This window comes from Halomonas urumqiensis, assembly GCF_003028575.1.
Taxonomy (GTDB): domain Bacteria; phylum Pseudomonadota; class Gammaproteobacteria; order Pseudomonadales; family Halomonadaceae; genus Halomonas; species Halomonas urumqiensis.
The window spans coordinates 96482-121296 of the sequence record NZ_PYUD01000004.1; the positions used below are offsets into that span (position 1 = coordinate 96482).

The window sequence follows — 24815 nt, forward strand, 5'->3', positions numbered from 1 at the left end:
GTGCGTGGGCACAGTCTGGGCGAGCGGTGATGGGTGATCAGGCATGGGCCTGGGGCGCGAGCGCTGTCACGACTGACCTCAGGCGCTCTGGGCCTCGGTCTTGCCGAAGCGGCGATTCAGCCAAGCATTGATGGCGTCGGATTCGTAGAGCCATTCACTGTCGCCCTGCTCGCCTGCGATCTTCAGGCAGGGCACTTTGACCCGGCCACCGCCGAGTTGGAGTTCCAGGCGATGGTTGGGGTCGAGCTTGGCGTCGCGCAGTTCAATATCCAGCCCGAGGCGCGCCATCTCCTTGCGTACCTTGATGCAGAACGGGCAACTACGAAACTGGTAGAGCGCGAGTTGTTGGCAGGACGCATCCACCTCGGCCTGTTCTTCGGCACTGCGTTCGATGGCTTGTTGCGGCGTCGACAGGCGCTCACCGAGCAGCATCACAGGAGCCAGCACCAGGCGCAGGCCACGGAAGAAATAGCGAATCAGGGTTCTCATTGGCGAAAGCCACCTCAATGATCGAAAAACGCACTCATGATGCCTGCCAGCAGCGGGTGATGCCATTCCGGACTTTTTCAGGGCGATGCGGCGGGAAATCTCACCGTAAGTGAGCGGGTTTCACCATCACGGCGGACTTCCAGTGGCAAGAGCGTGCCGGCCGGCTGTCGCTGCACCAGGGTGGCGAACTCCGCTGATGATGCGATGCGTTGGCCCGCCGCCAGCACGATCACGTCACCCTCGCGCAGGTCATTGGCCACGGCGATGCTGCCTGGGGCGATGCCGGTGATCCTCACGCCGTTGTCGTGGGGTGCCAGCAGCACCCCCAGGCGTTGCGGAGGTGGAGGCGCGAAACGGCGCTCATCACCTAGCAGGTAGAGCGCATCGGCGATACCGGCGGGCGCGTCACAAGCGGTTTCGGCGCGCCAGGGCAGCAACGTGCTGTGCGCATCGATGCCCAGGTCCGACAACTGCCAGGGAACGCCGTGGCCATGAACAAGGTGTCCCTGGCCGATCAATGCCACCACCAGGTTGTCGCCGTCACTGGCCTCGGCCAGGGCGCTTGCCATGGCCCGGTCCCACACCAGCTGCGCATTGATGAAGCGCTCGAGCGCTTCGGTGTCGTCATCAGCCACCGGATGCCTGGCATACACATCGGCCAACGCCTGCCGGTACTCGTCTGAGGCGGGGGCGGGCGGGGTGATGCCATGGCGTTGGGTCGCGGGTACCGCCGACCAGCCTTGCTCGGTCAGCCTCTGGCGAAGCGCGGGAGTCACATTGAGTGCCACCAGTTCAATGCGCTGCATGCGCGCGAAATGCAGGATGGGCAGGTAAAGCGCCGGGTCGAACCCCCAGGCCTGCTGCCAGCCACTGGCATCGAGAAATGCCGCCTCGTCGAGTTCGCCGGCCACCCAGGCATCCAGCGCCGGCTGGGCCTCGCGGGGCAGCATCTCAAGGCCGATCACCATGTCGGGTGACAGTGCATGAAGAGCCGCCAGGGTATGCAATTGCCAACGGTGATGGGCCAGTTGATCATGCCGCTCGCCAAGCAGTACCACGCGCTGCTGCGCCGCTTGAGCCAGCAGCGTGTCGCTTGCCACCACCTGGCCATCTCGCTGCCATTGTCCGGGGTCGGCAGCGCAGTCGCTGGCCTGTACCGGAAGGCCAATGCCGGTTGCCAGGACCAGGGCCAGGGCAAGCGACAACCAATGTCCGCGCGCTCGCCAGGTGCCTCGTGAACAGAGCGAGGCGGGCGGGCGATGGATCACACGGCGAAAGCGGGGCATGGTGGCTCCTGGTGGGGAATTAGCTGTCGTCTGCAACCTTATCGCGCCCATGAAAAGGCCGCGAGCCTTGCAGGCCGCGGCCGGAAGAGAGTGTCGAGCCGGGCGGGTCAGTAGTGCCGGCTGAACCGCCCGTGAGGCACGTCGTGCATCAGTCTGTCGAACTCGCGCCCGCTCATGTGCACCAGGGTTTCGTGGTCACCGGCATCGAAGTAGATGTCGGGTTGATGGCGCAACATGTCGTCGATGTAGACCTGCAAGCCGTAGGCCTGGCCGACCGGCATGGTGGCGCCGGGGTCACAGTCGCTGAAGTGCCGCTTGATCTGATCTTCCGAGGCCAGTTCGACCTTTTCGCTGAACAGCCGGGAGAGCTGGTCGAGATCGGCGTCACAGGAACTCGGCACGACAGCGAGGCGGTAACCGGAGTCGCTATGCAGCATGACGGCCTTGGCCATGCGGTCGCCTGAGATATGCGCTTTCTCGGCGATCCTGCTGGTGGTGGTTTCATGGGGGTGGGGGAGTTCCTCGAAGTCGATATCGCACGACGTCAAGTAGTCCCGGATGGTCATCGGTATGCTCATGACACACTCTCCTGCGGCCGCTTGGCCGACTGACGCTCGGGTAATGGCTCCCTTCCGATATCTCTCTCCATATTCGAAGGATAGCCGCGTTCAAACGCTGGGTCATGGCGCTTTACGTCGGGTGGTGGCACTGTTGGGCCAAGGCCGAACAGGCAACCGGGAGCCAGTGACATGCAAGGGAAGGCGGTGATGGAAAGACTGCGGGAGCGACCGGTGTTACCAGGCGCCAGAGGACGGATCGAGGCGATCGACCTGGCACGTGGTATCGCCATCGCACTGATGATCCTCAGTCACTCGGTCAGCGGCCTGCTCGGTATCGGCGAGGTGCCGGAGTGGGGCATGGTGCCCATTCATCTGCTCACCAAGTTCTCCTCCTCGCTTTTCATCATGGTGTTCGGCATTGCCTTGGCGGTGGCTTTTCTTGGCAAGACCGATGCTGCCGATTGGCCGAGGCGGCGCCTCAAGTTGCTGCTGCGCGGGCTCGAAGTACTGTTCTGGTACAAGGTGCTGACGGTCGTCGAGATGCTGCCGTTATATGCACCCGGCGACATCCTCGACACGCTGCTCTACCAGCGCTTTCCCATCTGGGTCGAGATTCTCGGTTTCTATGCCATCGCCTTGCTGTGGATTCCCTGGGTGCTGCCGCTGTGGCGCCGCATGCCGCTGTGGTCGCGGCTGGCGAGCCCCCTGCTGATCGCGCTGCTGGCGGGTTGGCTCGAGCGCCACGCCGGTTTCTGGGGGATCGAGCCGCTCAAGGCCCTGTTGGTGGAAGACGATGACCACTACGCCTGGGGACAGCTCTCGCGGCTGCCGTTGGTGATGCTGGGACTGCTGATCGGCGAGGCGGCGTTGCGGTGGGTGCACGAACCCGCTTCGCGGCATCGGCTGGTCGCGGGGCTTGCCGCCGCCGGCGTGGCGATGTTGCTGGGGTTCCTTGCGTTGTCATCGGGCAATCTTGACGCAGCGCTTATAGCAGTGGCCTGGAACGAGGGCAAGCACCCGCCGGGGCTCGCCTTCATGCTGTTCAGCCTGGGCGGAGCACTGATCATTCTGGCCCTGTGCCTGCTGGGGGGTGGCAGGGCGGCGCGACTGCTCAAGCCACTCACCCTGATCGGCAGCGATGCGCTCAGCGCGTTCATCTTCCACATCGTGGTGATTTTCCTGATCCTGCGCCTGCTGCTCGAATCCTGGCAGGTCTACAGTTACCCGCAGGTGCTCGGCATTGGTGGACTGTTGATATTGGCAACCGCGGGGTGGATTGCATTGCTGCGCTGGAAAAGAGAGCGTTCATGATGCGTTGGGGGGTACTCTTCGCGCTGCTGGCGGCCTTACCAATCGCCGGCATGTCCGACACCGAGGCGCTGGTCCAGCCACCATGGGCGCAGCGACTCGAGGCGAGACTCGAGACGCTGGAGGACGCGTTCGAGGGTGAGCTCGGTGTCCACGTCCGGGTGCTGGGCAGCGATGAACGCTTCGGCTTTCGCGACGACGAACGCTGGTACCTGGCCTCGCTGATCAAGGTGCCGGTAGCCATCGAGCTGATGTCTCGGGTCGAACGCGGCGAGGCGTCGTTGGCCACTTCCCTGACCCTTGCGGAGAGTGACTACGTGGACGGAGCCGGCCCCACCAACTGGGCCTCGCCGGGCACCTCGCTGCGCCTGGAGGAACTGCTCGAGCCGATGCTCACGGTCAGTGACAACACCGCCACCGACATGCTTATCCGTCACCTTGGGCTCGAGGCGGTCAATCGGCGCGCAGCGCTACTCGCCGGCGTTGGGTTCGGGCCGATTACCACGCTTGTGGATGTCAGGCGGCATGTGTATTCGTGGATCACCCCCGAGGCGTTCGCGCTGACCGGCATGCAGGCACTGGAACTGCGCAAGCTCGAGTCTGGCGAGCGTCTCGAATGGCTGGCCAGGCATTTCGATATTCGCCGCGACGCATTGCCCTTGCCAAGCCTGGATGACGCCTACACGGCCTACTATGCCAGCGGCCTCAACGCCGGGCGCCTTGATGCCTACGCCAACCTGCTCGCCGCGCTGGGCGAGGGCAGGGCGCTGGGGCCCAGGGCCACCGCTGAATTGCTGTCGATCATGCAGGCCACGACCAGTGGCGAGAACCGCCTAAAGGCTGGCATCGGACCCGAACCGCGCTTCGCCCACAAGACCGGCACCCAGCATCGCCGGGCCTGCGACGCCGGCATCGTGCTGCCCGAGGCCGCGGCCCAAGGCCAGCGCATCGTCGTGGTGGCGTGTACCCGTGGGCCTTTGGAGACCACTCTCCACGAGCGCGCGCTTGCCGCCATCGGTGTCGCCCTGCGTGACAGCGGTGCGCTGGCAAGCGGCGGTATCAGCGCACCTTGATGTCGCATGCGACCATGGTCTATGCCGGTTTGCGCGTTCCTTGATTGACACCCCTGCTGCCGAGTTCTAACCTCACTCCAGCGTTACCGGTAACATTACTGGTAACTCCACCGGTCATTGGCCAGGCAGTCGCAACAGTCGCAATGATCGGCATCCGACGTTCGCACGACGTCATAGGCTTCGAAACTCAATTGCTTCGAACCTCAATTGCTTCGAACCACTATCAACAATTCCATAACAGCCACTGGAGAACTGCCATGACCCCCATCTGGCGCAGCACGCTCACTCTCGCCGGCGCGGCCTCGCTGACCTTCGGCGTCGCACTCAGTGCCCAGGCGCAGACTCCCGATCTGTCCGAGCCGCCCGCCATCGACGGCGACGTGGTTGGTGACCACGGCTCCGTGACCATTCGTATGGGTATCGGTCTTGCCGAGACCTCGCCCCAGTACCTCTCCTCCCAGTACTTCGCCGACATTCTCGAAGAGCGCAGTGAAGGCCGCATCACCGTCAACATCTTCCCGAACAGCCAGCTTGGCGATGACGTGCAGATGATGGAGATGCTGCAGACCGGCACACTGGACATGTCCTATCCGTCCAGCTCGCCGGCCACCACCTACGTCGAAGAGCTGGCGGTATTCGACCTGCCGTTCCTGCTGCCCACCCGTGATGCCGCCGTCGCCGTGATGAACAGCGATGTCGCCCAGGGCATGCTCGATGCCTTCGACGGTACCGGCATCAAGGCGCTGGCGTTCTCCGAGAACGGTTATCGCCAGCTCTCCAACAGCGCGCGTGCGGTCGAATCACCGGAAGACGTGGCTGGCATGGACGTGGGTGGCCTGACCATTCGTACCATGGAGAACCCGGTACACCTGTCGATCTGGCAGACACTGGGTGCCAACCCCACGCCGATGGCCTTCGGGGAACTGTTCTCCGCCATGGAGCAAGGCGTGGTCGATGGCCAGGAAAACCCCTGGAGCACCATCCTGACCTCCAACTTCCACGAAGTGCAGGACTACGGCTCCGAGACACGCCACGTCTACACGCCGTTCATCATGATGATGTCCGAGCGTACCTGGGATCGCATGGACCCGGAATACCAGGAGCTCGTCCAGGACGCCGCGCGCCAGTCCGCTGCCTACGAGATCCAGCTCTCCACCGAGTATGACGACTGGGCCCGCGAGCAGCTCGAGGAGCGCGGCATGCAGATCACCCGTCTCGATGATGAGCAGATCGCCGCCTTCCAGGAAGCCGTGCAGCCTGTCTATGACGAGTGGGCGCCGCGCATCGGCGAGGACCTGATCGAGCAGATCCAGGGCATCGTCGAAGAATCCATGAACGACTGATTACCAAGACCGACCCCCGGCCCGTCATTCGATGGGCCGGGCACAGACCGACTGGCCGGGCAGGGAATCCTGCCCGGCCACTGGAGTAGCTCGAATGACCCCCTCTTCTTCACCGACACCCGAGTCCAACGACTCACCCGACCTGGATTCGGTCATCGGCGACGCCAGTGTCTACCTGGACGACCCCAACCGATTTCCCCTTGAAATCGACACCGATTCCCGCCGTGGTCCGGCCATCTTTCGTTGGTTGACCGTGGCCATGGAGCAGCTGATCGCGGTGATCCTGATCGCCCTGATCATCTCGGTGGCGGCCAATGTCATCGGCCGCTCGCTGCTCAATCATTCGCTGCCCTGGGCCGATGAGCTGGCCCGCATGCTGTTCATCTGGCTGATCTTCATCGGTGCCGCGGCGGCCTTCGCCCGCTATGAGCACATCGCCGTCGACTTTCTGGTGCGCAGACTCAAGCCGCGCGCCGCCCATGGCCTGTATCTGTTGCAGCATCTGATCATCACCACCCTGATGGGCATCATTATATGGGGTGGCTACGTGGTGATGTCGCGTTCCACCGGGCGTACCGCCATCCTTGGCGTGCCGTGGAACCTGATCAACGTCTCGCTGGTGCTATGCGCCATCTTCATTGCTGCCGTGGCCATCTGGCGTGCCTGGCAGAGCCTGACCATCATGCGCTCGCCTGATGCGTCGCACTCCCAAGATGGAGGTCGCTAGACCATGTTGTGGATCTTTCTCGGCATCCTGTTCGCCTCGCTGGCGCTTGGCCTGCCCATCGCCTTCGGCCTGGGTGTGGCGGCGGTCGTCATGGCCGTGCTTTCCGATATTCCATTGTCGATCCTGATCGAACAATCGATTCGCGGGGTCAACAGTTTTCCGCTGCTGGCGATTCCTTTCTTCATCCTGGTGGGTGAGGTGATGAGCAATGGCGGCATCGCCCGTCGCCTGATGGATCTGGCCGGCGCGCTGGTCGGTTTCGTGCGTGGTGGCCTCGGCCAGGTGGCCATCACTGGCTCGATGTTCTTTGGTGGCATCAGTGGCTCGGCCGTGGCCGACACCGCGGCAACCGGCGCCATGATGATTCCCTCGATGACCAAGCAGGGCTATACCGCGCCCCAGGCCACGGCCATCAACACCGTGTCATCGGTGATCGGTATCATCATTCCCCCGTCGATTCCACTTATCCTGTTCGGCATCGTCACCGAGACCTCGATCAGTCGTCTGTTCATCGCCGGTATCGTGCCGGGCATGCTGATCGGGTTCGGCCTGATGGTCACCACCTTCATCATGGCCAGCATCGGTCACGCCGGCCAGACCCGGAAGTTCCGCTTCGACCTGCTGTGGCAAGCGTTCAAGGCCGCGTGGCTTGCGCTGGTGCTGCCGGTGATCGTGATCGGCGGCATCATTGGCGGCGTATTTACCGCCACCGAAGCCGCGGTTGCCGCGCTGCTCTACTCACTGTTCATTTCGCTGGTGATCTATCGCGAGTTCAAGCTGCGCGAGCTGTGGGGCATGCTGATTCGCACCGCACGCCTCACCGGCATGGTGCTGCTGCTGCTGGCGTTCGCCACGATCATCGCCTGGTTCCTGACCATCAACATGGTGCCGCAGACCTTGGTCAGCCAGGTTCAGGCGATCACCCAGGATCCGTTCCTGCTGCTGCTGATCGTCGCCGGTCTGCTGCTGTTGGTGGGCTTCGTGATGGACCTCACCCCGGCCATGGTGATCATGGCGCCGATGCTGACGCCGATCGTCACCTCGGTGGGTATTGATCCGGTGTACTTCGGTGTGCTCATGGCCTTCGTGCTTGGCATCGGCCTGCTGACCCCGCCGGTGGGGACCTGCCTGTATGTCGGTTGTGGCGTCGGCAAGGTCTCGATGGAAGCGCTGGTGCGGGCCATGCTGCCCTACTACGCGACCTTGCTGGTGGTGCTGGTGATCCTGATCGCCTTCCCGGGTATCGTCACCTGGTTGCCGAATCTCACCGATGTCAGTGGATGACAGTCATGGATCACCCGAAGACAACTTCACGACGGATTCTGGTGATGGGCGTGTCGGGTTCCGGTAAATCCCATATCGGGCGCCTGCTGGCCGAGCGTCTGGGGGTCGAATTCATCGATGGTGATGACCATCATCCCCAGGCGAACATCGACAAGATGGCCCGGGGCATTCCGCTGAACGACGATGACCGCCAGGGGTGGCTTGATACCCTGGCGGGCCTGATCGCCGACTATCACCGCCGAGATGCGTCATTGGTGATCGGTTGCTCGGCCCTTAAGCGGCGTTACCGCGATCAACTGCGCAGTGGTGATCCGGCGCTCGCGATCCTGTTCCTGGAAGGCTCACGCGAGCAGCTTCTCGAACGGCTGACAAGCCGTGAGGGACACTTCTTTACCGGCGAGGCAATGCTCGAGAGCCAGCTGGCGGACCTGGAGCCTCCTGGGAGTGACGAGGCCATCACGCTGAATATCGGCGATTCCCCCGAGAGCTTGGCAGCGGCATTTATCGCCTCACTCGACTCGACATACTGCTGATCGAGCACGTATCCCAAGATGCCGCGATGGCGCGGCGTTGTCCCTTGCTCAAGGTGTCTGGCCAGCCGTGAAGAAAAAACGCCCCACGCTTCAGGACATCGCCGACCTTGTCGGTGCCACCAAGATGACGGTGAGTCGCTGCCTGCGGGACCCGGAGACGGTGTCCGAGGGGCTTCGTGAGCGTATCTTCGCCGCCGCTGAACACCTTGGCTATATTCCCAACCGCGCGCCGGACCTGCTGTCGCGTTCCACCAGTTATTCGATCGGCGTGTTGATGCCTTCGCTCAACAATCAGGTGTTCGCCGGTGTACTGGTGGGCATCGAGGCCGCGACCGAACCGGCCGGTTACCACCTGATGCTGTCCCACTATGGCTACAGCCAGGAACTCGAGGAGCGCAGCCTGGCATCGTTGCTCTCCTACAATGTGGATGGAGTGATCCTGGCCGAGAGCCTGCACACCCAGCGTAGTTGCCGGATGCTCGAAACCGCCGGCATTCCGACCGTGGAGATCATGGACTCCCTGACGCCGCCGCTGCACCAGGCGGTGGGCTACAACAATGTGGCGGCGGCCCGGGACATGGTCAACGAGATGATACGCCGCGGGCGACGCCACATTCTCTACCTGGCGGTGCGTCTGGATGAACGCACCCGCCAGCGTGAGCTCGGCTATCGTCAGGCCATGGAGGCCCACGGTCTCACGCCACTGACTCTGCGTCGTACGCAGCGCTCGTCGTTCAGTATTGGCGCGGCATTGGTGGGTGAGATTCTCGACACGCATCCCGAGACCGATGGGGTGTTCTGCACCAATGATGACGTGGCGGTAGGCGCGTACTTCGAGTGCCAACGGCGGGGCGTGTCGGTGCCAGGGCGCATGGCGATTGCCGGCTTCCATGGTCACGACGTGGGGCAGGTCATGTCGCCCAGGCTTGCAAGCGTCGTCACCCCGCGCGAAGCGATCGGTAAGCGCGCCGCCGAGGAGCTGCTTGGCCGCTTGCGTGGCAAGCCGATGGGCAATCGCGTGATTGATCTGGGCTATCGAATCGAGCCTGGCGAGACGCTGTAGCGGCTATTTTCGGTCAATCCTCACCCATCAGCCGCCTGTTGCTATGGCTTGGGTAGTGCATGCCAATTAGCATGACGCTCCGTTCAGGGTACTCTATGGGCTGGATTCCACACCAAGGAGCGCCTAGTGCCTGTTGTTCGTCGTTATCTTCCTCGTCTATTGATCGTGGTGTGTTGCAGCTTTCCTGCTGTTCCGTCCTGGGCTGAAGATACGCGGCTGCACGTCGTGGCGACCACCGGCATGATCGCGGATGCGCTTCGTGAAATAGGTGGTGAGCAGGTTGATGTACAGGGCTTGATGGGACCAGGGGTCGACCCCCATCTCTATCGCCAGACACGTACCGACGTAAGAGCCATGACCCAGGCCGACGCGGTGTTCTGGAATGGCTTGTATCTCGAGGCCCAACTGGAGGACTTCCTGGCGCGACTTGCCGAGCGCAAGCCGGTATACGCGGTGGGCGATGCGGTGCCCCGTGACAAGCGCCTGGCCGACGAGGACTATCCCGATCAACCCGACCCCCACGTATGGATGGACCCCAGCCGCTGGCGCTACGTCATCGAGGCCGTGGCCGATGGCTTGATCGAGCTTGCGCCGAACCACGCCGACGCCTTCACCGAAAGAGCCGACGTCTACCTCGAGGAGCTCGAGGCGCTGGATGCCTACGCACACCAGATTCTCGGGAGCGTGCCCGAGGAGGCGCGCGTGCTGGTCACCGCCCATGATGCCTTCGGCTACTTCGGCGATGCCTACGATTTCGAGGTGCTGGGCATTCAGGGCTTCTCCACCGAGAGCGAAGCGGGGCTTGCGCGTATCGAGACGCTGGTGGACGTGCTGGTCGAGCGTGGGATAGGGGCGATCTTCGTCGAGACGTCGGTCTCAGACCGCAATATCCGTGCCCTGGTCGAAGGCGCCGAGGCACAGGATCATAACGTGCGTATCGCCGGTGAACTCTATTCCGATGCCATGGGGCAGGCCGACACCTATCGAGGCACCTGGCTTGGCATGTTCGACCACAATGCCAGCCTGATCGCCGCGGCACTGGGCGGCGACGTGCCGGAAGGGGGTCGTCTGGGCCGCCTCGACGACCCCCGGGAGAGCGAATGAAACCCACGCCTCGTATTCCCGACGCCGTGAAGTCGAGCCCACTGGCGATCCAGGGGCTGACGGTCAGCTACGACCGCCGCCCGGTGGTGCATTCGGTGGATTTCGTGACCCCGCCCGGCAGCATGACCGCCATTGTCGGCCCCAACGGCGCCGGCAAGTCGACGTTGCTCAAGGCCTCGCTTGGCATTACGGCGCGCCTCACCGGTGACGTGCGGGTATTCGGCAAGCCGTTCGAGGTGATGTCGCGGCATGTCGCCTATGTACCCCAGCGCAGCAGCGTCGACTGGGATTTCCCGGCCACCGTGATCGATGTGGTGGCGATGGGGCTGTTCCGTGACCAGCGCTGGTGGCAGTTCAATCGAGGGCGGGATCGCAGGCTGGCCATGCACAGCCTGGCGCGCGTGGGCATGGAAGCCTTTGCCGACCGCCAGATCGGCCAACTCTCCGGTGGTCAGCAGCAACGCGTGTTCCTGGCCCGTGCCCTGATCCAGGATGCCGAGCTGACCATCCTCGACGAGCCCTTCGCCGGAGTGGACGCGGCGACTGAGTCGGCGATCATCGAGGTGCTCAAGGAACTGCGCGACGAGGGGCGCACGCTGCTTTGCGTGCATCATGACCTGTCTACCGTGCATGACTATTTCGACCATGTGCTGCTGCTCAATGTACGGGGCATTGCCGCCGGCGCTGTCGATGAGGTGTTCACCGCGGCCAACCTGCAGGCCACCTACGGCGGGCGTCTCAGTGAGGTGCAACTGGCGCGGCTGGTGTCGCCGGCCAGCAAGGAGGCGCGGTAATGGACACCTGGTGGCGCGCCTTGACCTTCACCCTGGGCTACAACACCAGCCTGGTGACGCTCGGCGCGATGCTGCTGGCCGCCGGCGCCGGGATGATCGGCACCTTCGTCTTGTTGCGCAAGCGCGCGCTGGTCAGTGACGCGATCAGTCATGCGACGCTGCCAGGCCTGACGCTTGCGTTCATCATCATCGGTCTGCTTCAGGGCGATGGCCGCTGGCTACCCGGCCTGCTCATCGGCGCGGCTCTCAGTGCGGCGCTGGGGCTGTGGCTGGTGCAGGTGATCAGCGCGCGCACAAGGCTTGGCGAGGATGCCGCCATTGGTGCGGTGCTCTCGTCCTTCTTCGCCTTCGGGGTAGTGTTGATCACCGTGATTCAGTCGATGAACGTCACTGGCCAGTCGGGCCTGACGGGCTATCTCGTCGGTGCCACCGCCGGGATGCTGTCGTCGGAAGCCAAGTTGATCGCGCTCTGTTCGCTGGGTGTGCTCGCGGCGGTATTCGTGATGCGCCGCGAATTCTTGCTGGTCTGTTTCGATGCGGATTTCGCGCGTACCCAGGGCATCAATACCTGGCGAGTGGATCTTGCGTTACTGATGTTGCTGATGGCGGTGGTGGTGATCGGCCTCAAGGTCACCGGGCTTATCCTGATCGTCGCCCTGACCATCATCCCGCCGGTGGCTGCCCGCTTCTGGACCGATCACCCCATGGCCATGGTGGCGCTTGCCGCGTTTCTGGGAGCGCTTTCCGGGTATTTCGGGGTCACGCTCTCGAGTGTCGGCGAGGGCCTGCCCACCGGGCCATTGATAGTGCTTGCCGCCTTTGTGCTGTTCCTCGGCTCCTTCTTGTTCTCGCCGCGTCGCGGGGTGCTTGCCTCGTTGCTTGCCCACCAGCGCTTCAGGCGTCGTGTGCACCTGCGCCAGGGCTTGCTGTCGCTCTCCCGTGATGAACCGATCTTCGATGGCCTCACCCTGACACTGCTCAAGCGCGCCGGCTACATTCGGCGCGACGGCGTGGCCACTGCCGCGGGGCAGGCGGCGGCGCGCGATGCCGAACACGAAGAGCGCCTGTGGGCGCTGTACCGGGAACGTTACCCCGACGATGCCCTGCATCGTGAGCATGCCGGGCTCACACCGATCGCCCAGGTGCTCTCGCCGGACGCCGTTATGACGCTGGAAACCCAGTTGTTGTTACGAACGGAGGCGCGTCCATGAGCGATTTCATGATGTTCAGCCTGGTGCCGTTGGCGGTGGCGGTGATCATCGGCATGACCTGCGCACTGCTCGGCAACTTCCTGGTGCTGCGCCGCCAGAGCTTGATCGGCGATGCCATCAGCCATGTGGCGCTGCCGGGCATCGTGGTGAGTTTCCTGTTGACCGGGGCGCTTTCTTCGCTTGCGATGATGCTCGGGGCGGGTGTCTCGGCGCTGGTGACGGTGGTGCTTATCGAGCTGGTGCGACGATTCGGCCGGGTCGAGTCCAGTGCCGCCATGGGGGTCGTGTTCACCAGCCTGTTTGCGCTTGGCGTGCTGCTTCTGGAGTGGCATGGAGCAACGGGCGTGCATCTCGATGTGGAACATGCGCTGTATGGCAACCTGGAGAGCCTGATCTGGTTCGAGGGAACCGGCCTCGCCGCCCTTGTCGACCCGCAGGCGCTGGCGGGCTTGCCGCCGCAACTGGCGCGTGCCGCCAGCGTGGGCCTTGCGGTGGTGGTATTTCTGGTGATGTGCCGGCGGCAGTTGATCCTGGGTAGCTTCGACCCGGATTTCGCCGCCAGCGTAAGGGCCCGCCCAGCCCTCGTCGATCTGCTGCTGGTGACCATGGTGGCCGTTGCCGCGATTGCTGCCTTCGAGGCGGTGGGCTCGATCATCGTCATCGCCATGTTCATCTGTCCGGCCGCTGCCGCGCGGCTGATGACCAATCGCCTGGCGACCCAGATCGCCTGGAGCCTTACGTTCGCGGCGGTATCGTCGGTATTGGGCTACGTGCTGGCGGGGTATGGGCCTGGTTGGCTGGGGTTCAACGCCTCGGTGAGTGCGGCGGGGATGATCGCCACGCTTTCCGGGGTGATTCTGCTGCTGGCCTGCCTGTTCGGCCCCGAGCGGCATCGCAGCGGGGCGGCCCGGGAGGCCTGAACGCCTCCCTCGCTCTTCAACAGAGGTTGGCGGTGTATAGGATGATCGGTTAACGATCCGACTGGCTTGATATTTCAGGAGAAAGGCATGGATGCCCTGGCATTCCTCGGGCCGGCGGCCCTCTACATGATCTCGATGACCCTCACCCCGGGGCCCAACAACGTGATGCTTACCGCCTCGGGTGCCAACTACGGGTTCCTGCGCACGCTGCCGCATATCTTTGGCATCCTGGGCGGCTGTTTCCTGCTGTTTTCGGGCATCGCCCTGGGCCTGGGGCTGCTGTTCGAACGTTACCCGGTGGTGCAGACCTCACTGCGTGTGGTGGGTAGCGCCTACCTGCTCTATCTGGCCTGGCGGATCGCCACCGCACCGCCACCGGACCTGCGCCGCCGTGGCGAGGGGCGCCCCCTTAACTTCTGGCAGGCGGCGGCTTTTCAGTTCGCCAACCCCAAGGCCTGGGTGATGGGGCTGGCACTGATGGCCGGGTTTCTGCCCAATGGGGGCGATACGCTGGTCAATGCCCTGTTGCTTGCCGGTTTCGCTGAACTCGTGGCATTGCCCTGCATCGCGCTGTGGGCCGGTTTCGGCATGGCCATCGGCCGCTGGTTGCGTACCCCGCGTGCCTGGCGGGTGTTCAATGGCGTGATGGGTGGGCTTACCGCGGCGTGCGTGATATTCATTCTGGGGTGACGCGAGAAAAACCCTGATGGTTTCGTAAAGGCAATGATGATGCGTACTTCCCCTGCTAGGTTGTTGGTCCTGATCATGGGACTGGCAACCCTTTGTTTGATGACCAGCCAGTTGCTGGCACAGGAAGAGGATGGGCAGAAATGGATATCCGTTGATGCCTTGAACGCCGGGCTGGGGGAGCCGCCCGAGGAGGTGATGAGGTCGACGCCACGTGAATCGCTGCAAGGCTTCCTCTCGTTGACCGAGGCCGGCGACTACGAGAAGGCGGTGCATCACCTCGACCTCACCGAACTGGCAAGCGACGAGCAGGCCGAGCGCGGAGCAGCACTCGCCCGCCAGCTGGCGCTGGTGCTGAACCGGGGGGATTGGTTGAACGTCTCGGATCTTCCCGCCCGTCAGGATGCTGCCGTGGAAGACCCTTCAGGCCAGCATCCCCTGGTGGGCCAGCCGCGCCGCAACATCAAGATCTCCTCGCTCGACGCCCAGGGGCAGACACATGACATACGTATCGCTCGCTACCAGGTGGGCGAACAGGACCCTGTCTGGCTGATCACCGCCGATTCACTGAGGGCGGTACCGGCGCTGTACGAGGAGTATGGTCCGTCCTGGCTCGAGGACCATATTCCGCAGCACTTGAAAGCCTCTTTAGGGGTGCTGATGGTGTGGGAGTGGCTGGCGATACCGATCTTTCTGCTCGTCACCGGCCTGGTCGGGGGAGGCGTGCACCGTTGTGTCGGGCTGCTGGCCGGCTGGGTGCCTTTCGGCGCTGCGCGCACCTTCATCAGCGGCATACGGGTTCCCATGGCATGTATCGCCATGGCGCTCGTGGCTCAGACACTGCTCGACTATGTCGTTTCCTTCTCGGGCGTGGTGACCAGCACGTTTCGGGTAGCACTGATCATCATCATGGCCTGGGGGGTTGGCCTGATGGCCCTCCGGCTGCTGGACTCGTTCCTGCTCAGCATGACCCAGCGGCTGGTGGGCGATGTCGACGACACCAAGCATCGCGACCAGCGCAAGCTTCTGACCTCACTTTATGCCCTGCGCCGGGGCATCATCCTGATCACGGTGGTGGCCGTGGCCGTCTACGTGCTGGGGCAAACCAACGTCTTCGGCACCCTGGGCATGACGTTGCTTGCCTCTGCCAGTGTGTTGACCGTGCTGGTGGGTATTGCCGGCCAGGCTGTACTGGGCAATATCCTTTCCTCGTTCCAGGTATCACTTGCCAAGCCCGTGCGCATTGGTGACCTGGTGGTCTTCGAGGGTCAGTGGTGCCATGTGGAGGGTATCTTTCACACGTTCATTCGGTTGCGCTCCTGGGACGAGCGCAGGCTAGTGGTGCCGATCAAGTACTTCGTGTCGAAGCCCTTCGAAAACCTCTCTGCCAAGAATGCCAAGCTCTACCGACAGGTCGTGATGACCCTGCACCTGAGCACCGATGTGGCACTGTTGCGACAGACCTTCATCGATATCGCCGAGGCCGAAGACGCGGTGATCGAGCCGGAGAAGCTGGAGTGCCATGTGACCGGCCAGCGCGAGATGGCCCTGGAAATATCGTGCTACATGATGACTCGCGAACCCATGGGGGGATGGGTTGCCGAAAACAACGTCCGCGAGAAGTTGTTGGCGTTCATCCGCGACCAGCATCCCGAGTGGTGGCCACGTGAGGTCACGGTGCTCAGCCACCACGATGTGACCATCGGTGAGGAGGGAAGCTGCCGCCACGTGACGACTCCCGCAACATCGCACCCGGTCAAGAAGCAAGGTTCTGTTGGTGGGGAGTCCGACGGATCAGGTGGCGGGGAAGCGTCCGGCTAATACTTGCTGCGTCTGGGTCGCCCTCGCGGGCCTATGCCCAGCGTGGGTCGGCGGTAAAGGCCACCGTGAACCAGCGTCGCTCCGGCGGAATGGAAAGTCCGGCACTGATCTGCTCGCGGATCTCATCGAGCACGGCAACGCCCTGGCCACGAGCGTACTCCGGCGTGGTGACGATATGGATCTCGATGTAGTGCCCGCGGCCGGCCTTGGCCACATGGCTGAAGTATTCGACCAACCCCTCGCGCTGCATGACGGGTAGCATGGCCGCGTGCACCTCCTGGTCGATTTCGCTTGGCGCGATCAGGAATACCTCACGCAAGGCACGGCGAACGATACCGATGGGAACCGGGATGAAGGCCAGCGTCAGCGCCATGAGCAGCACGGAATCCACGTAGGGGACGAGGTGCGCGTGGGGCGTGCGTTCGAGCCACACGGCGATCAGGAAGGCGACCAGCAAAGCGGTGGTGATGAGTGCCGCCATCAGCCAGCCGTGCATGTCGATACGCACGAACTCCGACTGGGCGCGGCGGTTGGTCAACTGCTGGTAGCGGGCCATGCCGAAGCAGACGATGCCAACCACCACCGCGTAGACGATGGCCAGGTCGAAGGCGAGTACCTGGCCTCCCTCCATCAGGCCCCGGAAGGCGTTCAGGAACGCATAGAAGCACAGCAGCATCAGGATGCTGCCGTTGAGTGCGGCGACCAGCGGCTCCAGGTGCCAGAAGCCATGTTGAAAGCGCTGGCTGGCCTCGCGCACGGCGAGTTTCGCCACGAACAGTGCCAGGCTGGACATTGCCGCGTCGATCGTCGAGAACACCCCATCGAATAGAATCGACTGGGAACCGGACAGCAGCCCGAAGCTGACCCCCAGGCTCGAGACCATCAGGGTGACGAAGATGGAAAGCTTGAGGGCGCGCTGTTCGAGGGAAGCCTGCATGTTCTGTCTCTTGGTGATCCCGGCTGTCGGGCGTTAGTCGAATCCGCCCATTCTAGCCGAGTGTCAGCCACCTTGGGGGATGCCCAGGACCATCACCACATCCTTCCCGGCGGTGGATGTTTACCAACCGCGTGTGGCGTATTGTACGACTATCCTGCGACATGAAGGGCGAAACTCATTCGTTCGGTTTTGCTGAAACGAGGGCGTGGCCGTGAATCAGTTGGATGGGTGGGAACAGCGCAGTGTCATGAGCATGTCGCCCGGCGGCTGGATTGCCGCGATGGCGTTGTGGCTGGGTGTCATCACTCTGGCGAGTGCCCAGGTGGAAGACCGTGTTACCTACCCGGATGTGGCGAGCATCCTCGCCGAACGCTGTGTCATGTGCCACGCCGGCGAGCGCGCGATGGCTGGCCTGCGGCTGGACAGTTTCGAGGGTGTGGTGGCCGGCAGTGGCAATGGCCCGGTGGTGCGCGGGGGCGACCCCGATACCAGCGAGCTGATCCTTAGGCTGCGGGGTGAGCATCTGCCCAGGATGCCAATGACCGGGCCGCCATTTCTTGCCGATGACGAGATTGCCTTGTTCGAGCGCTGGGTGGCCCAGGGGCTTTCCAAAGGCGAAGCCAAGACGGCTGACGATGCGGCGGTAACCACAGCGCCTCGTCCTGCCCCTGGCGAGCGGGTGACCTATACCCATGTGGCACCGATTCTTGCCCGGCACTGCGCACGTTGCCATACCGACAACGGACTGCATGGCCCTGCACCCGAGGGCTATCGGCTCACGTCCCTGGCGGCCACGCTAAGTCCATCCGACCGGGTGAGGGTAGTGCCCGGCCATCCCGAGGCCAGCGAACTCATGCGGCGAATCCGTGGCCAGGCCAGGCCCAGAATGCCTCTCGATGCCCCGCCCCTGAGTGACGATGAGATTCAACTGGTCGAGACATGGATCAGAGAAGGTGCCCGCGATGCGTCTGGGCAAGCCGCCCCGATGCCCGTGGGTGCCAAGGTAAGATTGCATGGCAGGCTTGGCGAGCAATGGCAGTTGGATGGACTGCCGCTGGCGGTCGGTTCCGGCACACGTATCGACAAATCGCCCCGGCCGGGAGACTACGTGCAGGTGCGCGGCCGGTTGGCGGCGGATGCGACCGTGAGGGTCGAACGTCTCCGCCGCCGTTAGCGGCATTGCCGTGATGCCGCTCAGCCAGGCTGGCTGGCATCCTTCTCGGCCACGGGCAGGATGCCTTGCTCCCGGGCCATGGCATAGGCGGCCTGCGGGCCGGCCCACAGCGAAGGCAACAGCACCAGCGAGACCGGAATCGCCGTGATCACGATGAACTGCTGCAATGCACCGATCTGCCCGGCGCCCATGTACAGCAGGATCCCCGCCATCAGCGCCATGGCGATGCCCCAGAAAGCGCGCACCAGAGGGCTTGGCTCGTCGTGGCCGGCACATACCACGGCAATCGCGTAACTCATCGAATCGCCGGTGGTGGCCACGAAGATGCTGGTCAGCACCAGGATGGCCAGCGCCATGAAGGTGCCGCCCGGCAGGGCTTGGGCCACGGTAAGGGTGGCCACGTCGAACTGGAAGTTGTTCAGCGCCTCGGTAAGGTCGATCGCTTCGGTCAGCTGGTAGTGGATGCCGGAGCCTCCCAGCAGGGTGAACCAGATGGAGGTGGCCACCGGTGCCATCACCGCGACGGCAAGGATCATCTCGCGGATGGTGCGGCCTCGCGAGATACGCGCTACGAAGATCGCCATCAGCGGTGCGTAACCGATGAACCAGGCGAAGAAGAACACCGTCCACCACTGCATCCACCAGGCGGGGGCCGTCTCGGCGCTCATGGTCGCCATGCGGAAGAAGGAGTTCAGGTATTCACCGAAGCCCTGACTGAAGGCGTTGACCAGAAACAGGGTCGGGCCGAAGACCAGGATCACCGCGGCAATGGCCAGTGCCAGGAAGACATTGAAGCGTGACAGCACCTGAATACCCTTGTGAATGCCGGTCATGGCGGAAGTGACGTACACCAGAGCCAATGCCACCAGAATGGCCAGTTGCGTGGCGAAGCCCTGGCCGACACCGAACAGCTCATGCAGGCCGAAGCTCACCTGGGTCGCGAGAAACCCGATCGGCCCCACGGTGCCCGCAACCACCGCGATCACGCAGCAGGCGTCCACCACGCTTCCCGTGACGCCCTTCATCACGCGCTCGCCTAACACCGGATAGAGCAGGGTACGTGGCTTGAGCGGTTGCCCCTTCACATAGTGGGCATGGGCCAGCACGATGGCGGATAGCGAACCCAGTACCGCCCAGGCCAGAAAGCCCCAGTGCATGAACGACTGCGCCAGTGCACCGGCCACCGCCTCGGCGGTGCCCGCTTGCGTATCGAAGGCCGGTGGCGTGACCACGAAGTGGTAGATCGGCTCGCCGGCGGCGAAGAACACGCCGCCTCCGGCCAGCAGGGTGCACATGATCATCGACAGCCACTTGAAGGTGCTCAGCTGTGGCGAGGTAAGGTTGCCTACTCTTGCCCCGGCGGCTGGCGAGATGGCAACGCCGATGGCGATCAGGAAGGTCAGCAGCAGCAGGAGCTGGAAGTAGGTGCCAAGGGTCTCGGCTGTCCAAGCGAAGCCCGCGCTGATGGTGTCCGCCACCAGGGTGATGTCGTAGAGTGAAAGCGCCACGAAGGCGAGAATGAAGCCGATGCTGAGAAGCATGACCAGCGGGTCGCCGAAGTGCGAAAGGCGGTTGGCCCGGGGGCCGGGAGGCGTGTCGTTCGAAGGCATGGAGTAGGCTCTAGCGGAAGAGAATGACCGGGCCATGCGGGCATGGCGCCGACTAGAGCGACAGCATGATAACAGTCATGCGACTAATGTCTAACTGCCTGGGCTGTTTGCGGGTAATTCGTTGGCGGGGCTGCACATTCAGGGCCGCGGGGACCGTGCTGCATGATGCGGCGGAGGACTAGCGCCGCAGATTGTCCATGGGCGGCTTGCCCAACAAGCGCAGCAGTCCGTTGCGACAGCCGCGCAGCCATGGGTAAAGCTGGGCCGTGCGCGCCTGGTCGGCGAACAGGCGGTACATCAAGCGGTTGAATACGCCGCTGCGGGTGCCCAGCAAGGTCATGCGGTGCAGGGCATCGCTACCGTGGTACCAGCGTTCACCGACCTGCAGGGCGAACCCCTCGTCGAGGTCGATACCCTGCGCCGTGAGCTCGTCGCGTGCCTGGCCTGGCGCCCGCCCATCGATGAGTTCCAGCTCGCCGACATCGCGTCGGATGCGCTGCAGGCGCACATAGCGCCGGCACATCGGGCATTCGCCGTCGTAGACAAGGCGCAGCCGTGGGGAGGCACCTTGCGGATCGGTCGTGTCCGAGGTGTCCGGGCGCGGGTTCTGGTGTGGCATGGGGTTCCCCGGCAGGCGATGGCGGATGTCACACCCAGCATGCGCGTTACCTACTAGGCTTGCCAGTGACCAGTGGGGATTGCCATCAGTGCGGTCATGGCATCGCGACAGGCCCATGCGGATCGAGACAATCGTCAACACGGAGGTGACCATGAAGACCATCGGCATGATCGGCGGCATGAGCTGGGAATCCACCCAGACCTACTACCGGCTGATCAATCAGCAGGTGAAACAGGCGCTGGGTGGCCTGCACTCCGCCCGGGTCGTGCTCTACAGCGTGGATTTCGCCGAGATCGAGCGCCTGCAGCACCAGGGCGACTGGGAGGCCACGGCGCGAATACTCGCCAGTGCCGCCCAGGCCCTGGAAGCGGCAGGCGCGGATTTTTTGATCATCTGCACCAACACCATGCATAAGGTGGCCGACCAAGTCTCGAGCGCCGTGGACATCCCTCTGCTGCATATCGCCGATGCCACTGCCGCCACCCTCGAGCGCGATGGCATCACCCGCGTGGGGCTCCTGGGTACCCGCTTCACCATGGAGCAAGCCTTCTATCGCGAGCGGTTGGAGGCGCAAGGCATCGAGGTGCTGATACCGGACGATCCGGCCCGAGAGCGGGTGCACCGGGTGATCTACGAAGAGCTCTGCCTTGGCCACATCGATGCGGATTCGCGGCGTGACTATCACGCCATCATCGCAGGGCTCGCGGCTCGAGGCGCCCAGGGCGTGATCCTGGGATGCACCGAAATCGGCCTGCTGATTCAACAAGCCGATACCTCCACACCGATTTACGATACCACCGAGCTGCATGCCGGCGAGGCCGTGAAGGTGGCGCTAGAGGATCACGGTTCGTCCTCCTGCAGCCAGTCATCAACGTGATGAACTCAAGGAGTGCAACATGACAGCTGACAACACCCATCATGGCGCGTGTCTTTGTGGCGCCGTTCGTATCGCCGCGTCACCCAAGAGCGACAAGTTCGGCGCCTGCCACTGCTCGATGTGCCGAAAATGGGGAGGCGGCCCACTGTTTGCGGTGGAGTGCGAAGCCGACATGCAACTCGAGGGAGCGGAGAATGTCGCCACCTTCGGGTCATCGGAATGGGCCGAGCGCGGCTTCTGCAAGCAGTGCGGTACCCATCTGTTCTATCGCCTGAAAGAGGGTGGACATGTCGCGATTCCGGTCGGGCTGCTCGATGACCATCGCCCGTGGCGTTTCGCCGAACAGATATTCATCGACCAGAAGCCGTCGTACTACGCTTTCGCCGACAACACGCGAAATCTCACCGGGGAAGAGGTATTCGCCCAGTACACGGGCGAATGAATGCTCGGGCGAATGAATAACCGGGAGCATGCCGGCCATCACACGAGAGCATGCGATGTCAGAAATCGCCAGAGTGGAGCGTGAATACGGCAAATGACGAAGCGTATCGGGTGTTGCAACGCCCTCGGCTAATGTGTCGCCGATTTCGCCGAGTTCCAAGACGAATGGCTCTGAAAACTGGATAATGGTGTCTATATAGCGCTATACGCCTTCGCAACGAATCTGGTGTCTGTCAATGGAAATCAAGGTCAACTTTCTCGAAAATCTCAGACTTGAAGCCAAGTTCGACGATTTCACCGTCATCACCGACCAGCCGATCCGCTACAAGGGCGATGGCTCAGCCCCCAGCCCATTCGACTACTTCCTGGCGTCTTCGGCGCTGTGCGCGGCGTATTTCGTTCGGGTCTACTGCCTGGCGCGCGATATTCCCACGGAGAATATCCGGCTGTCGCAGAACAACATCGTCGACCCCGAGAATCGCTACAACCAGATCTTCAAGATCCAGGTCGAGTTGCCGGAGGATCTTCCCGCCAAGCACCGTGAAGGCATCCTGAGATCCATAGAGCGGTGTACGGTCAAGAAGGTGGTACAGACCGGCCCCGAGTTTCAGATCGACACCGTGGAAAACATCGACGAGGATGCCCAGGCCCTGCTGATGGCCAAATCCGAAGGCGAGGGCAGTACCTGGATCGAGGGCAAGGATCTTCCGCTGGAGGACACCATCGCCAACATGACGGCGATCCTGGCGGACCTCGGCATGAAGATCGAGATCGCCTCCTGGCGCAATATCGTGCCCCACGTGTGGTCGCTGCATATTCGCGACGCCGCCTCGCCGATGTGCTTCACCAACGGCAAGGGCGCCACAAAGGAGAGCGCCTTGTGCTCGGCACTGGGCGAGTTCATTGAGCGGCTGAGCTGCAACTTCTTCTATAACGACCAGTTCTTCGGTGAAGAGATCGCCAACAGCGAGTTCGTCCACTACCCCAACGAGAAGTGGTTTCAACCGGGGCCGAACGACGAACTCCCCGATGGCATACTCGATGATCATACCCGGGCGATATACGACCCAGACGATGAACTGTGCGGCTCGCACCTGATCGATACCAACTCTGGCAAGGTGGAGCGTGGCATTGTCTCGCTGCCCTTCGTGCGCAAGTCCGATGGCGAAGTGGTGTACTTCCCGTCGAACCTGATCGAAAACCTGTTTCTCAGCAATGGCATGAGTGCCGGCAATACCCTGGTCGAGACCGAAGTGCAGTGCCTGTCGGAAATCTTCGAGCGGGCCGTTAAAAAGCAGATCATCGAAGAGGAACTAGCCCTGCCCGACGTGCCGTTGCATGTGCTGGAGAAGTACCCCGGTATTCTCGAAGGCATACGGGCGCTGGAAGCCCAAGGCTTTCCGGTGCTGGCCAAGGATGCCTCGCTGGGTGGGCGGTTCCCCGTGGCCTGTGTCACTCTGATGAACCCTCGAACGGGCGGTGTCTTCGCATCGTTCGGTGCACATCCGAGCTTTGAAGTGGCACTGGAGCGAAGCCTTACCGAGTTGCTGCAGGGGCGTAGCTTCGAAGGCTTGAACGATGTGCCGCCTCCCACCTTCAATGGCCTGACGGTCTCGGAACCCAACAACTTCGTCGAGCACTTCATCGATTCCACCGGCGTGGTCTCCTGGCGCTTTTTCAGCGAAAAGCATGACTATCCGTTCCACGAATGGGATTTTTCGGGCACCAACAAGCAAGAAGCGGCCTGTCTGTTCAAGATTCTCGAGGACATGGGCAAGGAAGCGTACGTGGCCGTTTACGAAGAGCTGGGTGCTGCGGCGTGCCGCATTCTGGTGCCCGGTTATTCCGAGGTCTATCCGGTGGATGACCTGATCTGGGATAACACCAACAAGTCGCTGGATTACCGCGAAGACATCCTGGAACTTCACCGCCTGAGCGACGATCGCCTGGCCGAGTTGCTGGAGCGGTTGGAGGAGAGCCAGCTCGACGACCACATGGACATCATCACGCTGATCGGCGTCGAGTTCGACGAGAATACCGTGTGGGGCCAGCTCACCATCCTCGAGCTGAAGCTCTTGATCAATCTGGCGCTGGGGCAGCATGAAGAGGCGCTGGAGCGGGTCGAGATTTTCATGCAGTTCAACGACAACACCGTGGAGCGCGAACTGTTCTATCGTGCGGTGAATGCAGTGCTGGAGATCACTCTGGACGACGACCTGGCGTTGGAGGATTACCTGCCGAATCTCAACCGCATGTTTGGCGCAGAGACCATGAACGCGGTGGTGGGCTCGGTGAACGGCGAGGTTCGCTTCCATGGCCTGACCCCCACCAACATGCAACTCGAAGGCCTCGAGAAGCACCAGCGCTTGATCGAGAGCTACAAGAAGCTGCACGCGGCGCGTGCCACCAAGGCAGGCATCGCCATTTCGTGAACCCGAGGCAGAGCATGGCCAGTCATATTCGCCAAGAGCGCCCGGATGACGTGGAAAGCATCCATCGCGTCACCGAACTGGCCTTTCGCGATGCACCGCATACCGACCATACCGAGCCATTCATCGTCGACGTGCTGCGACGCAGCGGGGTGCTGGCCGTATCGCTGGTCGCCGAGTCGCAGGGGGAAGTGATTGGCCATGTGGCCATTTCTCCCGTCAGCGTGTCGGATGGGGCAGCGGGATGGTACGGGCTTGGGCCAATCTCCGTGTACCCCGACCACCAGCGACAGGGTGTGGGTTCGCAACTGATGACGCGTGCGCTTGACGAGCTCCAGGGGCTGGGAGCCGCGGGCTGTGTCGTGTTGGGATATCCTGGCTATTACTCCCGCTTTGGCTTCAGGGTCGTTCCGGGTCTGGTCTATCCCGGTGTTCCGGCGGAGTATTTTCAGTCGTTGTCATTGAGTGGCGAGTATCCCAAGGGAGAGGTCACTTATCATCAGGCTTTCGTCGTGAAGGCATGAC

The 24815-nt window shown here is 62.8% G+C and carries 24 protein-coding genes; 18 read left to right on the forward strand and 6 right to left on the reverse strand.

Going from position 1 to position 24815, the window contains the following annotated elements; all coding sequences use genetic code 11:
- Positions 1-78: 78 nt before the first annotated feature.
- The 3 genes from C6V82_RS12585 to C6V82_RS12595 form a co-directional block, all read right to left on the reverse strand.
- On the reverse strand, positions 79-489 hold the full coding sequence (locus C6V82_RS12585) for a glutaredoxin family protein (protein WP_102586395.1): 411 nt from the start codon (positions 487-489) through the stop codon (positions 79-81).
- A gap of 77 nt (positions 490-566) precedes the next feature.
- Positions 567-1775, reverse strand: coding sequence for a ChaN family lipoprotein (locus C6V82_RS12590; protein ID WP_102586394.1), 1209 nt, complete (start codon positions 1773-1775; stop codon positions 567-569).
- A 107-nt stretch (positions 1776-1882) separates the two neighbouring features.
- The gene (locus C6V82_RS12595) at positions 1883-2353 is read right to left on the reverse strand and encodes an aminoacyl-tRNA deacylase (RefSeq protein WP_102586393.1); all 471 of its coding nucleotides are present in this window, start codon (positions 2351-2353) and stop codon (positions 1883-1885) included.
- Positions 2354-2524: 171 nt separating this feature from the next.
- On the opposite strand from C6V82_RS12595, the gene C6V82_RS12600 reads away from it, so the two are divergent.
- The 13 genes from C6V82_RS12600 to C6V82_RS12660 all read left to right on the forward strand — a co-directional run bounded on the left by C6V82_RS12600 (position 2525) and on the right by C6V82_RS12660 (position 16203).
- Positions 2525-3646 carry an acyltransferase family protein gene (locus tag C6V82_RS12600; RefSeq protein ID WP_229843194.1) on the forward strand — a complete coding sequence of 374 codons (1122 nt, stop codon included), beginning with the start codon at positions 2525-2527 and terminating at the stop codon, positions 3644-3646.
- A complete protein-coding gene (locus C6V82_RS12605) occupies positions 3643-4716 on the forward strand; it encodes a serine hydrolase (RefSeq protein ID WP_102586392.1) in 1074 nt (357 codons plus the stop codon). The genes C6V82_RS12600 and C6V82_RS12605 overlap by 4 nt, the downstream gene beginning before the upstream one ends.
- Before the next feature lie 257 nt (positions 4717-4973).
- Positions 4974-6059: a TRAP transporter substrate-binding protein gene (locus C6V82_RS12610; protein WP_102586391.1), complete on the forward strand. Its 1086-nt coding sequence runs from the start codon at positions 4974-4976 to the stop codon at positions 6057-6059.
- Between the two features lie 94 nt (positions 6060-6153).
- On the forward strand, positions 6154-6786 hold the full coding sequence (locus tag C6V82_RS12615; RefSeq protein WP_102586390.1) for a TRAP transporter small permease: 633 nt from the start codon (positions 6154-6156) through the stop codon (positions 6784-6786).
- Between the two features lie 3 nt (positions 6787-6789).
- Positions 6790-8070 carry a TRAP transporter large permease gene (locus C6V82_RS12620; protein WP_102586389.1) on the forward strand — a complete coding sequence of 427 codons (1281 nt, stop codon included), beginning with the start codon at positions 6790-6792 and terminating at the stop codon, positions 8068-8070.
- Between the two features lie 5 nt (positions 8071-8075).
- Positions 8076-8603, forward strand: coding sequence for a gluconokinase (locus tag C6V82_RS12625; RefSeq protein ID WP_102586388.1), 528 nt, complete (start codon positions 8076-8078; stop codon positions 8601-8603).
- Positions 8604-8670: 67 nt separating this feature from the next.
- Positions 8671-9666 carry a gluconate operon transcriptional repressor GntR gene (gene gntR, locus C6V82_RS12630; protein ID WP_102586387.1) on the forward strand — a complete coding sequence of 332 codons (996 nt, stop codon included), beginning with the start codon at positions 8671-8673 and terminating at the stop codon, positions 9664-9666.
- A gap of 225 nt (positions 9667-9891) precedes the next feature.
- Positions 9892-10770: a metal ABC transporter solute-binding protein, Zn/Mn family gene (locus C6V82_RS12635; RefSeq protein WP_268248462.1), complete on the forward strand. Its 879-nt coding sequence runs from the start codon at positions 9892-9894 to the stop codon at positions 10768-10770.
- Positions 10767-11564 (forward strand): metal ABC transporter ATP-binding protein, encoded by a 798-nt coding sequence (locus C6V82_RS12640; protein ID WP_102586385.1) that lies wholly within the window; start codon positions 10767-10769, stop codon positions 11562-11564. Before C6V82_RS12635 ends, C6V82_RS12640 begins: the two co-directional genes overlap by 4 nt.
- The gene (locus C6V82_RS12645; protein WP_102586384.1) at positions 11564-12775 is read left to right on the forward strand and encodes a metal ABC transporter permease; all 1212 of its coding nucleotides are present in this window, start codon (positions 11564-11566) and stop codon (positions 12773-12775) included. The genes C6V82_RS12640 and C6V82_RS12645 overlap by 1 nt, the downstream gene beginning before the upstream one ends.
- Entirely contained in the window at positions 12772-13695 is a 924-nt protein-coding gene (locus C6V82_RS12650; RefSeq protein WP_102586383.1) for a metal ABC transporter permease, read from the forward strand. The genes C6V82_RS12645 and C6V82_RS12650 overlap by 4 nt, the downstream gene beginning before the upstream one ends.
- An 87-nt stretch (positions 13696-13782) precedes the next feature.
- Complete coding sequence (locus C6V82_RS12655) at positions 13783-14385, forward strand: LysE family translocator (protein ID WP_102586382.1); 603 nt, start codon at positions 13783-13785, stop codon at positions 14383-14385.
- A 99-nt stretch (positions 14386-14484) separates the two neighbouring features.
- On the forward strand, positions 14485-16203 hold the full coding sequence (locus tag C6V82_RS12660) for a mechanosensitive ion channel family protein (RefSeq protein WP_229843195.1): 1719 nt from the start codon (positions 14485-14487) through the stop codon (positions 16201-16203).
- Between the two features lie 31 nt (positions 16204-16234).
- On the opposite strand, the gene C6V82_RS12665 is transcribed toward C6V82_RS12660, so the two are convergent.
- Positions 16235-17140, reverse strand: coding sequence for a cation diffusion facilitator family transporter (locus tag C6V82_RS12665; protein ID WP_102586380.1), 906 nt, complete (start codon positions 17138-17140; stop codon positions 16235-16237).
- Between the two features lie 211 nt (positions 17141-17351).
- Here C6V82_RS12665 and C6V82_RS12670 point away from each other — a divergent pair, with 211 nt between their 5' ends.
- Positions 17352-18314: a c-type cytochrome domain-containing protein gene (locus C6V82_RS12670; protein WP_219724462.1), complete on the forward strand. Its 963-nt coding sequence runs from the start codon at positions 17352-17354 to the stop codon at positions 18312-18314.
- 20 nt (positions 18315-18334) lie between these two features.
- On the opposite strand, the gene C6V82_RS12675 is transcribed toward C6V82_RS12670, so the two are convergent.
- Together C6V82_RS12675 and C6V82_RS12680 are read right to left on the reverse strand one after the other, a co-directional pair.
- On the reverse strand, positions 18335-19924 hold the full coding sequence (locus tag C6V82_RS12675; RefSeq protein WP_102586379.1) for a BCCT family transporter: 1590 nt from the start codon (positions 19922-19924) through the stop codon (positions 18335-18337).
- A gap of 178 nt (positions 19925-20102) precedes the next feature.
- Positions 20103-20543 carry a DCC1-like thiol-disulfide oxidoreductase family protein gene (locus C6V82_RS12680; RefSeq protein WP_102586378.1) on the reverse strand — a complete coding sequence of 147 codons (441 nt, stop codon included), beginning with the start codon at positions 20541-20543 and terminating at the stop codon, positions 20103-20105.
- Between the two features lie 151 nt (positions 20544-20694).
- Between C6V82_RS12680 and C6V82_RS12685 the strand changes: the two genes are divergently transcribed.
- The 4 genes from C6V82_RS12685 to C6V82_RS12700 all read left to right on the forward strand — a co-directional run bounded on the left by C6V82_RS12685 (position 20695) and on the right by C6V82_RS12700 (position 24814).
- A complete protein-coding gene (locus C6V82_RS12685) occupies positions 20695-21420 on the forward strand; it encodes an aspartate/glutamate racemase family protein (protein ID WP_102586475.1) in 726 nt (241 codons plus the stop codon).
- Between the two features lie 19 nt (positions 21421-21439).
- Positions 21440-21862 (forward strand): GFA family protein, encoded by a 423-nt coding sequence (locus tag C6V82_RS12690; protein WP_102586377.1) that lies wholly within the window; start codon positions 21440-21442, stop codon positions 21860-21862.
- 235 nt (positions 21863-22097) lie between these two features.
- Entirely contained in the window at positions 22098-24293 is a 2196-nt protein-coding gene (locus tag C6V82_RS12695) for an OsmC domain/YcaO domain-containing protein (protein ID WP_102586376.1), read from the forward strand.
- Between the two features lie 14 nt (positions 24294-24307).
- Complete coding sequence (locus tag C6V82_RS12700; protein WP_102586375.1) at positions 24308-24814, forward strand: GNAT family N-acetyltransferase; 507 nt, start codon at positions 24308-24310, stop codon at positions 24812-24814.
- Position 24815 lies beyond the last annotated feature (1 nt).

Coding starts and splice junctions, on each gene's coding strand:
- C6V82_RS12585 (WP_102586395.1), bottom strand. CDS start 489: ATGAGAACCCTGATTCGCTATTTCTTCCGTGGCCTGCGCCTGGTGCTG.
- C6V82_RS12590 (WP_102586394.1), bottom strand. CDS start 1,775: ATGCCCCGCTTTCGCCGTGTGATCCATCGCCCGCCCGCCTCGCTCTGT.
- C6V82_RS12595 (WP_102586393.1), bottom strand. CDS start 2,353: ATGAGCATACCGATGACCATCCGGGACTACTTGACGTCGTGCGATATC.
- C6V82_RS12600 (WP_229843194.1), top strand. CDS start 2,525: ATGCAAGGGAAGGCGGTGATGGAAAGACTGCGGGAGCGACCGGTGTTA.
- C6V82_RS12605 (WP_102586392.1), top strand. CDS start 3,643: ATGATGCGTTGGGGGGTACTCTTCGCGCTGCTGGCGGCCTTACCAATC.
- C6V82_RS12610 (WP_102586391.1), top strand. CDS start 4,974: ATGACCCCCATCTGGCGCAGCACGCTCACTCTCGCCGGCGCGGCCTCG.
- C6V82_RS12615 (WP_102586390.1), top strand. CDS start 6,154: ATGACCCCCTCTTCTTCACCGACACCCGAGTCCAACGACTCACCCGAC.
- C6V82_RS12620 (WP_102586389.1), top strand. CDS start 6,790: ATGTTGTGGATCTTTCTCGGCATCCTGTTCGCCTCGCTGGCGCTTGGC.
- C6V82_RS12625 (WP_102586388.1), top strand. CDS start 8,076: ATGGATCACCCGAAGACAACTTCACGACGGATTCTGGTGATGGGCGTG.
- C6V82_RS12640 (WP_102586385.1), top strand. CDS start 10,767: ATGAAACCCACGCCTCGTATTCCCGACGCCGTGAAGTCGAGCCCACTG.
- C6V82_RS12645 (WP_102586384.1), top strand. CDS start 11,564: ATGGACACCTGGTGGCGCGCCTTGACCTTCACCCTGGGCTACAACACC.
- C6V82_RS12650 (WP_102586383.1), top strand. CDS start 12,772: ATGAGCGATTTCATGATGTTCAGCCTGGTGCCGTTGGCGGTGGCGGTG.
- C6V82_RS12655 (WP_102586382.1), top strand. CDS start 13,783: ATGGATGCCCTGGCATTCCTCGGGCCGGCGGCCCTCTACATGATCTCG.
- C6V82_RS12660 (WP_229843195.1), top strand. CDS start 14,485: ATGACCAGCCAGTTGCTGGCACAGGAAGAGGATGGGCAGAAATGGATA.
- C6V82_RS12665 (WP_102586380.1), bottom strand. CDS start 17,140: ATGCAGGCTTCCCTCGAACAGCGCGCCCTCAAGCTTTCCATCTTCGTC.
- C6V82_RS12675 (WP_102586379.1), bottom strand. CDS start 19,924: ATGCCTTCGAACGACACGCCTCCCGGCCCCCGGGCCAACCGCCTTTCG.
- C6V82_RS12680 (WP_102586378.1), bottom strand. CDS start 20,543: ATGCCACACCAGAACCCGCGCCCGGACACCTCGGACACGACCGATCCG.
- C6V82_RS12685 (WP_102586475.1), top strand. CDS start 20,695: ATGAAGACCATCGGCATGATCGGCGGCATGAGCTGGGAATCCACCCAG.
- C6V82_RS12690 (WP_102586377.1), top strand. CDS start 21,440: ATGACAGCTGACAACACCCATCATGGCGCGTGTCTTTGTGGCGCCGTT.
- C6V82_RS12695 (WP_102586376.1), top strand. CDS start 22,098: ATGGAAATCAAGGTCAACTTTCTCGAAAATCTCAGACTTGAAGCCAAG.
- C6V82_RS12700 (WP_102586375.1), top strand. CDS start 24,308: ATGGCCAGTCATATTCGCCAAGAGCGCCCGGATGACGTGGAAAGCATC.